This is a genomic window from Thermodesulfobacteriota bacterium, from assembly GCA_040753795.1.
Taxonomy (GTDB): Bacteria; Desulfobacterota; Desulfobacteria; order Desulfobacterales; family Desulfosudaceae; genus JBFMDX01.
In genome coordinates this window covers 23,576-37,072 of sequence record JBFMDX010000004.1, presented here as the reverse complement: position 1 = coordinate 37,072, position 13,497 = coordinate 23,576, and the positions used below count along the sequence as shown (strand labels likewise).

General features: G+C 54.6%; 10 protein-coding genes. 6 read left to right on the top strand and 4 right to left on the bottom strand.

The features are described from left to right. Positions 1-46: 46 nt before the first annotated feature. A complete protein-coding gene (locus tag AB1724_06565) occupies positions 47-772 on the bottom strand; it encodes an MltA-interacting MipA family protein (protein MEW6077452.1) in 726 nt (241 codons plus the stop codon). Positions 773-1,230: 458 nt separating this feature from the next. Here AB1724_06565 and AB1724_06560 point away from each other — a divergent pair, with 458 nt between their 5' ends. From AB1724_06560 to AB1724_06545, 4 genes are all read left to right on the top strand, one after another. After that, entirely contained in the window at positions 1,231-3,282 is a 2,052-nt protein-coding gene (locus AB1724_06560) for a hypothetical protein (GenBank protein ID MEW6077451.1), read from the top strand. 370 nt (positions 3,283-3,652) lie between these two features. Beyond that, entirely contained in the window at positions 3,653-4,699 is a 1,047-nt protein-coding gene (locus tag AB1724_06555; GenBank protein MEW6077450.1) for a 2-hydroxyacyl-CoA dehydratase family protein, read from the top strand. A 5-nt stretch (positions 4,700-4,704) separates the two neighbouring features. Then, a complete protein-coding gene (locus tag AB1724_06550; protein ID MEW6077449.1) occupies positions 4,705-6,012 on the top strand; it encodes a 2-hydroxyacyl-CoA dehydratase family protein in 1,308 nt (435 codons plus the stop codon). 74 nt (positions 6,013-6,086) lie between these two features. Continuing rightward, positions 6,087-7,742, top strand: coding sequence for an acetolactate synthase large subunit (locus AB1724_06545; protein MEW6077448.1), 1,656 nt, complete (start codon positions 6,087-6,089; stop codon positions 7,740-7,742). A gap of 33 nt (positions 7,743-7,775) precedes the next feature. On the opposite strand, the gene AB1724_06540 is transcribed toward AB1724_06545, so the two are convergent. Then, positions 7,776-8,336 carry a hypothetical protein gene (locus tag AB1724_06540; GenBank protein MEW6077447.1) on the bottom strand — a complete coding sequence of 187 codons (561 nt, stop codon included), beginning with the start codon at positions 8,334-8,336 and terminating at the stop codon, positions 7,776-7,778. A gap of 133 nt (positions 8,337-8,469) precedes the next feature. Beyond that, a complete protein-coding gene (locus tag AB1724_06535; GenBank protein ID MEW6077446.1) occupies positions 8,470-9,360 on the bottom strand; it encodes a helix-turn-helix domain-containing protein in 891 nt (296 codons plus the stop codon). Between the two features lie 251 nt (positions 9,361-9,611). On the opposite strand from AB1724_06535, the gene AB1724_06530 reads away from it, so the two are divergent. Continuing rightward, positions 9,612-11,702, top strand: coding sequence for a TIM-barrel domain-containing protein (locus tag AB1724_06530; GenBank protein MEW6077445.1), 2,091 nt, complete (start codon positions 9,612-9,614; stop codon positions 11,700-11,702). Between the two features lie 47 nt (positions 11,703-11,749). Here the strand turns inward: AB1724_06530 and AB1724_06525 are convergent, their stop codons facing one another. Further along, positions 11,750-12,298: a TetR/AcrR family transcriptional regulator gene (locus tag AB1724_06525; protein ID MEW6077444.1), complete on the bottom strand. Its 549-nt coding sequence runs from the start codon at positions 12,296-12,298 to the stop codon at positions 11,750-11,752. A 226-nt stretch (positions 12,299-12,524) separates the two neighbouring features. On the opposite strand from AB1724_06525, the gene AB1724_06520 reads away from it, so the two are divergent. Continuing rightward, positions 12,525-13,442: an amidohydrolase family protein gene (locus tag AB1724_06520; GenBank protein MEW6077443.1), complete on the top strand. Its 918-nt coding sequence runs from the start codon at positions 12,525-12,527 to the stop codon at positions 13,440-13,442. Positions 13,443-13,497 lie beyond the last annotated feature (55 nt).

The following is a 13,497-nucleotide window of genomic DNA, read 5'->3' as shown; positions in this document are numbered from 1 at the left end:
GAACGCTTTCACTTGAACCCTCGACCCCCGGACCCCTTGAACCCTTCTAAAAAGCGTAGGCCACGTTGATACCGCCGAAAACATCCGTGTCCACCAGATCGTCGGGCAGGACATCATCATCCAGGGAGTCGACATAATTGATGTTGGCGCCCAGGGTCAGGGTGTCCGTGGCGGCATAAGAAAGGCTCAGGGAAAGGCCATAATCGTAAAACCCGCTGTCCTCGCCGCCATAGGCCTCGGCATAGTCCTGGTCGGCGTAACCGGCTTTGGCCACGGCTTCCAGGCCGAGCTTGTCGACCAGATCATGGCCGTAGGTGACGGCCGCGTTGGTATACCAGCCGTGGATCTGATCGTTATCATAATAGGTGGTGGCGCCGATTGACAGGCCGCCGGCCACCGGCACCTCGAGGCTGAGATAGGCTTCCCGGGTTCCATCGGCACCGGCCGGAAAAAGATACTCGATCAGCCCCAGGCCGATCTCCACCGGTTCGAGTGAAAACCCGTAGTAGACGGTGAGGTCGACTTCGGAAAACTCGTTGTCGTCCAGGGTGCCGTCGTAATCATCGATGTCGAAATTACTCCAGACGTTGACGCCGAAGCCGTTTTTGGAAACATCGATGCTGGGCTGAGCCACCAGCCCATCGTTGAAGGTGATGCCCCGCCAGACATAGGCGGAGTTGAGATCAATCTTGGCGGTCGCGTCAGCCGCCATGGCCGATCCGCCTGCCCATACCACCATTGCCATTGCCAGACCCAGAATAAAGCGTTTCATTTTTCCTCCTGTGGTTAAGTGTTAATCGTTGTTTCAGCATAAAGCAGATAGTATGCCAAAGCGGAACAGTAACGGAAACGCTCATTTTAAACATCCAAAAATCATATGGTTAAAGAACAAAAACGATAAACGGTAACGGCGCCAGGCCGACGTTATACATAACAATTATGTAATCAATGATCATAAAATTATCATTTATGTAATATTGGGTCTTCTGTAAAGGCAGGGGCCCGGCGCGCCGTGCCCCTGCCGGATCAGAGTCGATGCCGCCGGATCCGGGCCGGAATCTTGTCCGCATGGCCCGCCGTTGTTTGTAAAACAATTGTAATTTCAGGCATTCCCGTTGACAGTATCCCCCTGTTTTTATAGGGTCAGGCACTTATCGAAGGCGGGGCACGGCGCGCCGCGCCCCGGCAAAAAATGACCCGCGCCTGATAACCATTCATGAGGATACAAAAATGAAGAAACCCCGTATGCTGCTGGTGGGTATGCCCGGAGCCGACTCCAGTTTTTATGAAATGAACATCGCCCAGCTGCCCCAGGGGCCGCGGCTCCATGTCCTGGAATGGATCTTCAACGCCCTGGAGATGTCGCCCACCAACCGGCGCCGGATCCGGATGGCCTTAAAACTGGAAAACCTTTTCAACCCGTCGCGCCGGACGCCTTACATGGGCATGCGGCTGATCGAATACAACCTGCGCGACTATCTGGACATTTCTCTGGCGGAGTATCCGAAAAGCAACCGCTGGATCGTGAATCATTTAAAGAAGAACCCGGACATTGCCATCGTCGGCATGGGCATCGGCTGCGAGAACCGGGTCTATCAGGCCAAAAAGCTCTGCGCCCGGATCCGCAAGGCGCGGCCGGACATTAAAATCATCCTCGGCAGCTACGGCGCCTCGGCCGGCAAGAAGCTGGGCGTGCTGACTCCGGAAGACGGCACCGTGCTGTGGGATTCGGAAGAAGAGCGGGAAACGAAAAAGAAGCAGGGCCTTGATTTTTACAAGGGCGAGGGCGTGCACGACATCCGCCTGTGGCTGCGGGACGTGGCCGGCATCGATGCCGGGGACCCCAACACGCCGCTGGTCTCGGAAGCCATTGCCGATTCCGGCAGCACCTCGAACGAGGGCTGGAAACTGCGGCTCAAGGGAGGACTGGGTTTTGTCACCATGCCCAAGGATTCCCACAAGCTGGTCAGCGCCATCGGCTGTTCCAACAAGTGCGGGTTCTGCAACACCAGCAAGATGTTCAACCGGGAAAAGACCTATCTCTACCAGAACGCGGCAAAAATTTTTGTTCCCATGGAGACCGTTTACGACCGGAACGCGGCCCGGAACGACTATCCGCCGGAAGCCACCTTTTTCCTGATGGATGAAAATTTCATGAAGGATGAAAAGGTCATGTCGGCCTGCGGTATGATCAATTTCCTGGATACGGCCAGGGAGTTGTGCGGCTACATCGAGCATTCCGGCAAGAACATGCACTTCGGTACTTTTTCCGATATCCGCAGCCTGGTCAATGTCCGGCAGAAGGACGGGGATTTCAAATCGCTGGTGCGCGGCGGGCTCACCTCCATCTGGATCGGTATCGAGTCCCGGGGGGACGTATTCGATAAGCGCGGCGGTGCCACCCCGGAAACGGTCAAAAGCATCGTGGACGAACTGCAGAGCCTGGGGGTGGTGGTGATCGGTTCATTCATTCCCGGCCTGCCCTATCATACCGAAGGGCCCACCCGCATTTTCGCTGATGAGGAGAAAGTCAGGGAGGAGATTAAAAAAGAAGGTAATCTGACGGCCGAACAGGTCGAGGCCCGGTTGGCTGAACTCAGGCAGGACCGCGTCAGAAGCGGCAAGTTCGACCGGCTCAACATATGGGAGGATTTTGAATGGTGGAAAAGCCTGCGCACCGGCGCCCGGCAGGTCATGTCCCACAGCATCACCGGCATCGTGGGTCTCCACAAACACATGTTCAGCTTTTCCGATTATCAGTTCGGCCACAAGTTCATTCCCGGCTATAACGAGTCCCACATCGACGGACGGCGGCTGGAGGAGATCGACGAAAAGATGCGGGAGGAATTCTACCGGGAAAACGGGCCGGTGGCTCTGTCATCCCTGCTGGTGATGTGGCGGGGATTCATGAACCTGAAGGATTCGACCAACGATGCCGAAGTCCGGGCCGCCACCTTCAATTACTGGATGGTGCGGCGCAACATTCAGCGGGTGATGCTGGCGTCCTTTGCCTTTAATGACCGGGTCTTTACCCGATGTTCCGAGCAATTTTTAAGCCGCCTGGCGGAGATGTTTAACCAGGTGGACCAATTCACACCGCCGGATACGGTTATCAACCGTAAGTATCAGGCGGTTTTTGAGATGTATGACCGGATGAACAGCGCCCGCTCCAAAGCCGTTGCCCGGAAAATGGCCGACGCCTTTATCCGGCGCAACGCCGGTGGTCCGCTGCCGCAGGATATCATCGGCGCCACGGTCGAACCCGCCGTCTCGCCGCTGTGATTTAAACCGGTAGGGGCGGACCTTGTGTCCGCCCGAGGCGGTAACAGGGCAGACACCCCCACCGCGTCAGACGGCCCTTTCCCGGGCCTCGCTTCGCCAGATGTTGTATAAATCCGCTCCTAAAGGGTATCTCTAAAAATTCTAATTTTTAGAGGTGCCCTTAAATTCAAGCCAGGGAAAACCGCCGGCAGTTATTGGTGTTCGTTCAGATAGTCGTATATCCGCATAAATTTTCTGTATCGCCGCATCCAGTTTTTTCTGGCGGCTTTGTCCGATTGGGGTTATCTTGTCGGGTGATTGGATTTTACTTGCCACCGGTTGAAGGCGCCCTCAAAATCGGAAATGGCGCTACTGATCGGCTGTACGGCAAATGGAGAAAAATCACATGGAAACCATCGCCTATTTTGACGCCTCCCACGACATGCCCGAGGAGGTCATCGCCGCCGCCGGTTTTGCCCCGTACAAGATCCTCGGGGACGTGCGCGCCTCCAACGACCCGGCGGACCGTTACCTGCCGGCCTTTTTCTGCCCGGCCGCGCGCAGCATCATGACCGAGGCCCTGGCCCGGTCCGGGCAATGGGCCGGGATCGTCGTCGCCCAGGGGTGCAACGCCACCAACCGCCATTACGACGTGTGGAAGCGGCATGTGCCCACGCCGTTCCTGCACTGGTTCAACACGCCGCTCAAGGACGACGACGCGGCCGTCCGGTTCATGAAATCCGAACTGTGGCGGCTGATGGACGCTATCCAGCGCCATTTCGACGTCCTTGTCACCGGCGAGATGCTGGCCCGGGCCAACCAGGAATCCAACCGCCTCAAGGAACGGCTCCGGGTATTTGCCGGCCTCCGGGCGGAAAAGGATATGACCAACCGGGAATACCTCTCGGTCATGATCAAAAGCATGACCCTGCCCAAAGCCGAGGCCATCAGGGAAATCGATGCCGCCATCGATACGATAAGCAACCGAGGGCCTTTCCCCGGGGACAAGGTGAAGGTCCTGCTGACCGGATCGGACGTGACCTATCCGGAATTGATGGACCAGATCGACGAGGCCGGATTCCGGGTGGTCCGGGACGACCTCTCCCTGGGCGAACGGTATTTTGCCAACCGGATTTCCGAATCGGGCGACCCCGTGGAATGCCTGGCGCGGTACTACCTGTCCATACCCAAGCCCGCCACCAAGGTGGGCCTGCGCCAGCGGCTGGCATACCTGGAAGGGGCCCTGGCCCAGTCCGGCATCAAGGCCGTCATCTCCCAGAACCTCAAGTTCTGCGAGCCCTATGCCTATGACGCCGTGCTGGTGAACAATGCCCTGAAAAGCCGGGGGTACCGGGTTCTCCATGTGGAACGGGAGTACACGGCCGCCCCGGACAACCCGCTGGCCACCCGACTGGCCGCCTTCGCGGAAATGGGATGAACATCATGAACGCTGAACAACCGACGCCCCCTGCCATGGATCCGAACGCCCCCGTCCGGGTCGAGACCCTGCCCCACGCCGGAGACCTCCGCTGGCCCATGACCTGGTATTTTCTCACGGGCAAGCTGTACAGCCTGCTGCCGTGGAAAAAGACCGCCTGGACCTGCGCCGGGTTCCCCATCGAACTGCTGCTGGGGCTGGACATTTTCCCGCTGCACCCGGAGAACATGGCCACCGTGGCCGCGGCCCAGAAGCAGTCCCGGCGGCTGATCGAGCACGCCGAAAGCATGGGATACTCCCGGGACCTCTGTTCCTACTGCAAAACCAACATTGGCGCGGTGGACACCGGCGCGCCCCTGAAACACGGCGGCATCGCCCGGCCGGATATCATCACCTGCACCAATACCATCTGCGACACCCACTGGAAGTGGTTTCAGATCCAGGCGGAAAAGCTGGACGTGCCCCTGTTCGTGTTCGACTGCCCCAAGATCGTCAGCGGCACGGATGACCGCACCATCGAGGGCTATATCACCTACATGGTGGAGCAGTTTTTCGATTTTTTTGATTTTGTCAAAAAGCACACGGGCAAAAAGCCCGATATAGACCGGATGATCAAGGCCGCCGAGCAGTCCGAACGATTGAGCGCCCTGTGGCGGGAGATTTACGAATACCGCAAGCACGTTCCCTCGCCCTACGGAATGGCCGAGACCTCCGCCTCTTTTTTCCCCCTGGTGGTGATGCCCGGCGTCCGGTCCGGCATCCGGTTCTTTGAAAAGATTCTGGGGGACATCAAACAGCGGGCCGACCAGGGCAAGGGGACGCTGACCGGCAGGGAGCGCTACCGGCTCATGTTTGAAGGCATCCCGTTCTGGTACCGTATGCGGTTCATGTATGACCTGGCCCGGTACGGCGCCGTTGTCGTTTACGAGCCCTATACCTTTTCCTTTGCCCCGTCCAAGCCGGTGAACCTGGGATACATGGAGACGTTGCGCCAGGTGGCCCGGACCATGATGGACGTGCCCTACTCCTACAACCTGGAAAAACGCATCGCCTACTTCAAGCAGGCCATCAGCGACTATCGCATCGACGGCGTCATCCTGCACGAAAACCTTTCCTGCCGGCCCTCGAGCACCGGCATGATCGACCTGAAAAACGCGCTGCAGCAGGAGTGCGATATCCCGGTGCTGATCATCCAGTGCGACATGAACGATCCCCGGGCCTTTTCCGAGGCACAGATCAATACCCGTATCGAGGGGTTTGTCGAGCTGATGGAAAGAAGAAAAACCCACTCTCCTTCCGTTGGTCTGGATTGAAGCAGAAACCGTTGCTGGTCGAACGTTACCCCGGTGATGTGAAATAATCAGGTACAGGTAAGAAAGGTCCGCCCATGAACAACGGCGCCAAAGCATTGATTCAGACCCTTATCAACTGTGGCATCGATACCTGTTTTACAAACCCGGGGACTTCCGAAATGCATTTTGTCGCCGCCCTGGACAGCACCGGCATGAGGGCCGTATTGACGCTGTTTGAAGGGGTGGCGACCGGGGCGGCCGACGGGTACGCGCGAATCGCCGGTAAACCGGCGGCGACCCTGCTGCATCTGGGGTGCGGACTGGGGAACGGTCTGGCCAACCTGCACAACGCCCGCAAGGCCAGGGTGCCGGTGGTCAACATCATCGGTGATCACGCCACTTACCATAAGCGATATGACGCCCCGCTGGAGTCGGACATTGAAACTGTTGCCCGGAATTTTTCCGCCTGGCTCCGCACCTGCGCCTCCACGGATCAGGTCGCGGCTGATGCGGCCCAGGCCGTAGCAGCGGCCATCGGGCCGCCGGCGCGGATATCGACCCTGATTCTTCCCGCTGATGTGTCCTGGAGCAAAGGCGGAGAGGCGGCCGTCCCGTTGCCGTTCACCGGATCGGAAACCGCTTCCGAGGCGGTCATCAATGGCATCGCCGAAGCGCTGCTGCAGCCGGGCAGGAAAACCGCGCTGTTGCTGGGCCGGAGAGTCCTGATGGAGGACGGCCTGGTGGCCGCGTCAAAAATCGCGGAAAAAACGGGGGCGAAGCTCCTGGCGGAAGTGTTTCCCGCCCGGATGGCGCGGGGAGCGGGATTGCCGTACGTGGAGCGAATCGCCTATCTTGCGGAGATGGCCTCCGTTCAACTGAACGGTCTGGACAACCTGGTCATCGTCGATGCCAGGGACCCGGTTTCGTTTTTTGCCTATCCGGGCAAGAAAAGTTACCTCGTGCCGGATAATTGTACCGTACATCACCTGTGCCAACCCCAACAGGATGCCCTGGGAAGCCTGAAACGCCTGGTGTCGGCCGTTGACGCCGAAAAAACCGGGCCGAGACTGCAGCCGTCCCGGAGGCCGAAACTCCCGGGAGGCAGGCTGACCGGTGCAAAAGTATGCCAGGCCATCGGCGCGCTCATGCCGGATAACGCCATTATCTCGGATGAAGCACAGACGTCGGGTGTTCAACTGCCGGCCTTCACCGCCGGCGCGCCGCGCCACGACCTGCTCACCCTCACCGGCGGGGCCATCGGCCAGGGACTGCCGGTAGCCCTCGGGGCCGCCATCGCCGGACGGAATCGACCGGTAATCGCCCTGGTCGGTGACGGGTCCGCCATGTATACCATCCAGTCGTTGTGGACGATCGCCAGGGAGGAACTCGACATTACCATTGTTGTTTTAAACAATCGGTCCTATGCCATTTTAAATATCGAACTGGAAAGGGTCGGGGCGGAAAAGGCCGGCCTGAAGGCAAAATCACAGCTTGACCTGTCCCGGCCCGGGATTGACTTTGCCGCCATCGCCAGCGGCATGGGAATACCCGCGAAAACGGTTAAAACGTCCCGGGCGCTGGTTAACGCGTTGAAGACTGCGTTCAGCGAGCCCGGCCCCCATTTGATTGACGCCATTGTGCCCAGCGAGTACAGGGGGCTGAAGTTGAAAGTTTTACCCCGCGTGCTGGGCGCGATGGATCGCCTTCCTTCTTCTGTCGCAAAAATGATTAAGCGAAAGTTTTCGCCATAATCCCTTTTTGGCAAAAGCGATCTTCCGTTGTCACTATGCCCAGCTCATTTTATACACCGTGGCGGGGGACCCCAGCCAGGACCGCTCGATGATTTTAGATTTAACCTCTTTTTTGATCACCAGTTCAATGGTCCTTTCGATCCACCCCAGGCCCACAAGGTACCATTGTTCAAAATCCGGATCAAAATCGGTTATTTTGATCATGACTTCATTATCTGAAACCATTGTGCTTTCAATGTTTATGGAATCATACACATTCTTTGTGATTTGCCTGAAGGTGTCCAGCGCCGACTGAGCATCTTTTTTGTTTAATACGGTTTTGTAAATGTTGGTCATGGTTTCTTCACCGGCAAATCTCCCCCATTCCCGCAGCACATCCGCCCTGTTTCCGGCGTTAACCTGGCAAACAGCTTTAAAGCAGTTTTTATAAACTTCAAACGGGTACCATTTGGACGCCAGGATCAGCGAAGAGACCACTGCCTTGTCCTGATCCGTAAGCAGTTTCGCGCAGGCGCCGGTCTTATCCGCCTTGATTGCCTTGACAAAAGTGACCAGCATGCTCCCTTTGACCTTGCTGACTTTAACGTTGCTCATCAGACACACCTTTCCGCAAAACTGCACCTTGTTTGACACCGGGGAATAATAATAATGTTACCATCAACAGGATTATCATACAAATCAAATTGGATCATTCCAGGGATGAGATCGAAAATCGGGTCCATCATGGTTAAGCCCTCCGGTATCTGGAGGGGGATATTCCCACAACTTTTTTAAATTGCCGCGTAAAATAGTTGCTGTCATTGAACCCCACCTGAAAAGCGATCTCCGTTATCGACAACGTTGTCCCGGACAACAGTTCCATGGCCCGATGAAGCCGCAATTGAATTAAATAATCGATGGGGGACTGGCCGACAGCCTCCTTGAAAACGCGATGCAGATTCCCCTCGGACATGCGGGCAAGATCCGCCAGATCTGAAAGCTTCCAGGGGCTTGCATATTCCTTTTCCAGCTTGCCGATAACTTCGGCAATTCGAAGAATCGCCTGGCCCTGTGCCGTCTGCGGCGCTTTTGAATATTCACGGGACAGAAACACAAACAGCTGAATCAGGTTTCCCAGAAGTGAAGTTTCAAAACCGGACTCCTGCGACCTGATCTCCTGACTCATCTGACCGAGCATCTGTTGCACTCTGGCCAGACCGGAACGATTCAGGTGAAGACGGCTTTTAAAGTTGTGTTTCTCACGGTAGGAAGGCTCCAGAACAAAGACAGCGTTATATCCCGGGATTTTCCTCAGTTCATTTACGGGCAGCTGGAGCCTGTCCGGTTGAAACATCACGTTATACAGCGTCAGTCCGTTGAGCGCTTTAAAATAGTGCTGCTGCTCCCCTTGAATTAAAAACACATCTCCGGCAGCCACGTGAAATTCAAACCCCTCCACCCAATGCAGGCCGGTTCCCCCGGTGACAATGACCAGTTCTGAAAAATCATGATAATGCTGCTGCCGGGTGAAATCCAGATCCGGTCGTTTCAAAAAAAGATAGGGCGGTGCCACCTTGAACACGATAATCGGATAGTTGTCGAGGAGAAAAAGGTCTTTTCCGAACGCCTGAAGAGCCATGCGGGAATAATGCTAACTTTTGTCAAGATCGTCAAGGATTTTATGGCTATCGAGCCGGTATATAGAGAAAAAACATGTCCGTTAATGAGGATGCACGGGAGTTAAAATAATACTAAGCGGAGGAAGATGAAATGAAGCGGTTTATCTTTATCGGTTTGGCGCTTTGTTTGTGTTTTGGGGGGGCCCAGTCGTTGTCGGCCATGGGCACGAAACCGTCTTTAGCGCCGCAATATGTGGTTTCCGGGAATAAAGTGTCTGCTGTCATAGAGACCCGGCCATTTCGCCTGCTCATAAAAGACAGTGCCGGGCAGACCGTGCTGGCGTCGATTGTCAGCGACATCCCGCTGGTTAACCCGGATTGCTATTACTGCGAACCCGACCTGATGGGTGGATTCTGGTCTCTTCCGCCGCTCATCTGCGACTGCTATGCCCCCCTGTTCTTTGAAATCGGAGAGCCTGAAGAATTTGATTTCCTGGATCTACTCGTGGCGGAACCGATGCAGATATATCGCGACACGAAACTTTACTTTGCCAAAGACGTTGTCAAGGCGAGCGCTTCCGGTAAAGGGCAATTATTCACGTTATCCACCACCAGAGACGACACCACGGTCGATGTCCTGGTTGAACCGGACCCGTCGGGCGTGGAAGCCATGCGAATCAAGGCCACGGTAAATAACGCCAGGGCGCAAAATGTCAGTTTCGCTTTTGCAAGCAATAAAAATGAATCCTTTTATGGATTCGGGGGGCGCCGCGGGACACTCGATCAGAAAGGCAAGGAGATCTTTTCATGGACCATGGACGCCATGGCACAGAATGCCATCGTGGACCAATACTCTCTTTCCCGTGCCTATGGACCGCAGGCCCTGTTCTATTCTTCGGGAAAATATGCTTTTCTCCTGGAAAACAGTGAGCTGGCCCGATTCTACATGGGAAACGACCGCGACAACGCCTGGAAGGTGAATGTGTCTTCCGGCAAGGCCGCCTTTGTCGTCAGCGCCGGGGATTACCGGCAGAACATAGAGAATATCACGGCCATCAACGGCCGCCATCGCGCGGTTCCCGATTGGGCCAAAGGGCTGATCTTTGCCCAGCGATCACCGATAACGTTCATTGGTGAAGCCGAACCCGGGGCCTATTTCCGGGACGCCATGACGTATTTACGGAAATTAACGGAACTGAATATCGAGACGAGCGGATACCTTATCGAGGCCTGGGCGTCTTCGGCCAATATTACCCGGGATGAACTGGACCTGCTGCTGGCGGAGCTCGATCGCCTGGACATCAGGCCGTTGACGTATATGCGGATGATGTTAACCGATGATTCTCTGAACACGGAAGATCCGGAAATCTATAACCAGGCATACACCAATGGTTATATGCCCACCCGGGAAGACGGCTCCCCCTATGCCTACCCGGTACTCATGGCACCGACAAGCGTGGTTGACTATACCAACCCCCAGGCCCTGGACTGGTGGCAGCAGCGGGTTAACCGCATGCTCGATCTGGGCAGCGAGGGCTTTATGTTTGACTTTGGCGAACAGGTGCGGCCCGACATGCGTTTCTATAATGGTGAAACCGGCCGCAGCATGCATAACAGGCTGCCGGTCCTGGGGAACAAAGAAACCGCCCGGATTGTCGATGCCTACGAACAGGCCCATCCGGGGCGGGACATTTTCTTTTTTACCCGCGCCAATTATTCCGGGCGGCCCGGCTCGCCGGCCTACGAAACCGCTCAGTTCCTGGGGGACAATACGCAATCCTGGGATGCCGACACCGGTCTTAAGTCGGTCTTACCTGATATCCTCAACCGGGGCCTGGGCGGGGCTTATAATACCTCAACAGATATCGGGGGGTACTGGGACCTCTATGGTGTCTGCGACAAAGAACTCTTTATCCGCTGGACCCAGCTGGCCACATTTATATCCGTATTCAGGCTTCACAATTCGCCTTTCACGGCGCTTAAAACGCCCTGGTCGTATGATGATCAGACCGTACAGGTTTTCAAATCCGTTCTTGCCTTAAGAAAAAAAGCCCTGCCCTATATGAATACGCTCTGGCAAACCGCGGCCGCTGCCGGGCTGCCGCTGTGGCGGCCCATGTGGCTGGAGTTCCCTGACGATGTGCGGTTCCGCAACGAAATGGGGCAATTCATGTTGGGGGACAAGGTGCTGGTCGCGCCGGTGCTGGACAAAGGGAAACGGGTCAAATCGGTCATATTGCCGCAAGGCTGCTGGCAGTATATGAGGACCAATTATGTGTACCAGGGCGGGCAGACGGTAACGGTTGATGCGCCCCTGGATGTCCTGCCCTATTTCTTCAAATGCGGAGAAACGCCTTTTTAAAGAGATTTTCTGGGGACAGGATATTGGCAGTGGAATTCAATATCCTGTCATGTCGTTTTGATCTGTTCATCAATATACAGCAAGGCCGCATCTCTGAACATGTTGATCATCATCTCTGCCGGAACCTCTGATTTTTTAAGGATAACGGAAAGGAGAGACAAACCTTCAGAAAAAGCCACCACCAGCATTCCGAATGCTTTTGTGTTTTCAGGGGATTTAAGCTGGTCGGATAAATGTCCGGATGCAACGGCTATCCATTCCCCATAGGCTTTCTGGAGCTTGGACCGGACCTTGTTGTTGTAAAGCGCGATTTCCCATATTTCTATGAAAACTTTTGAAAGTTCACGGTTCAGGGTAATTTTTTGAGTCATAAAATCGAATGTCGCATGAATAAGGTCAACAGGGGTTTTGTATTTTTCAGCATCGGAAGAAAACCACTCCACAAAGAGATCCCTGTGCATGTCGATTGAATAATCGATATAGGCCAGAAGGATATCTTCTTTGCTGTTAAAATAATAATGGAGCATACCGTGATTTAACCCGGCTTCCGATGCGATCTCTTTAATGGATGTTTTGTCAAAAGGCTTGATCAGCAACCGTTTGTGCAGGGCCTCCAGAATCTGCCTCCGCCTTGTTTCCTGAATGTTTCTTTTCGTCATTTCAATGCCTTGAGTTTTTTTGCGGTTTTTAAATTAAATCCACATCTGCAATATAATCCTTTTAATTTTACAAAGGAATAATAAATTAGTTGACAGACTAACTTTTTTATATTAGTCTGTCAACTAACTAATAAAAATTATCTTCATTCAAGGAAGCTTTATTATGGATCACATTATAGACGCTCATTCTCATATCGGCGATATTTTATATCCGGGCGGAGGCAGGATTATCGAGCAAAAAGGGGTCCGGAAAAAGCTGATATTCGATCCCATAACCATATCGCAGATGGGCTTGAATCGAGATTTTGGAATGGGGAACCTGCCTTACAGAATATTCTTACATTGGATTATCAGGGCCGAACAGGAACGAAATTTTACGGCAACACGGGAGAATGCCAGAAACTCGATGGATCAGGCCGGGGTGACGGCTACCGTATGCCTGCCGCTTCCGCCCTATGTTGTATTCTCTGACGTTAAAGCGGCAGCAGAAAAAGATCCGGGGCTGATTCCGTTCACAGGCGTTGATTTTTCCGATACATCACAATTGGACGGGCAATTTGAAGCGGACGTGGCGGCAGGCGCAAAGGGCCTGAAACTTCATCCCATTATTCAAAAGGTATCTTTTACAGATCCACGGATGAAGAAAGCGGTCCGGTCATTCATGCGGTTTGATCTGCCCATACTGTTTCATGCCGGCGTTTCCAACTACTATGTAGGCAGCGAGAAAGGGCAGAATATTCCGGAATATGGCGGTATTAAAGAAGCCGCGGAACTGGTTGCGGCCTTTCCTGAAGCAAAGTTTATTGTGGGCCATGCCGGTATGTTTGAAGTCAAAGACGTCATGAAGCTTTTGAGGGGGTATCAAAATGTATGGGTGGATACGTCCCTGCAGTCGCCCGGAACGATACGGAACTTAATTGAAGCGTTCGGCGAGGATAAAGTCCTTTTTGCGTCAGACTGGCCCTTCGGGTGCAGGAAACCGGCCATCAAGGCGGTAAAAGCCGCCTGCAAAGGCAACCAGCGGCTGGAAAGAAAACTTTTTTATGAAAACGCATGCCATTTATTGAAGATAGAACCGTAGATGATTACAGGCCGGATACAAAAGTTCCGGCGATAAGAACCATTTGACGAGCGAG

Bases quoted from the DNA above. Each gene is read 5' to 3' on its own strand.
- AB1724_06565 (MEW6077452.1), bottom strand. From the start codon at position 772: ATGAAACGCTTTATTCTGGGTCTGGCAATGGCAATGGTGGTATGGGCA.
- AB1724_06560 (MEW6077451.1), top strand. From the start codon at position 1,231: ATGAAGAAACCCCGTATGCTGCTGGTGGGTATGCCCGGAGCCGACTCC.
- AB1724_06555 (MEW6077450.1), top strand. From the start codon at position 3,653: ATGGAGAAAAATCACATGGAAACCATCGCCTATTTTGACGCCTCCCAC.
- AB1724_06550 (MEW6077449.1), top strand. From the start codon at position 4,705: ATGAACGCTGAACAACCGACGCCCCCTGCCATGGATCCGAACGCCCCC.
- AB1724_06545 (MEW6077448.1), top strand. From the start codon at position 6,087: ATGAACAACGGCGCCAAAGCATTGATTCAGACCCTTATCAACTGTGGC.
- AB1724_06540 (MEW6077447.1), bottom strand. From the start codon at position 8,336: ATGAGCAACGTTAAAGTCAGCAAGGTCAAAGGGAGCATGCTGGTCACT.
- AB1724_06535 (MEW6077446.1), bottom strand. From the start codon at position 9,360: ATGGCTCTTCAGGCGTTCGGAAAAGACCTTTTTCTCCTCGACAACTAT.
- AB1724_06520 (MEW6077443.1), top strand. From the start codon at position 12,525: ATGGATCACATTATAGACGCTCATTCTCATATCGGCGATATTTTATAT.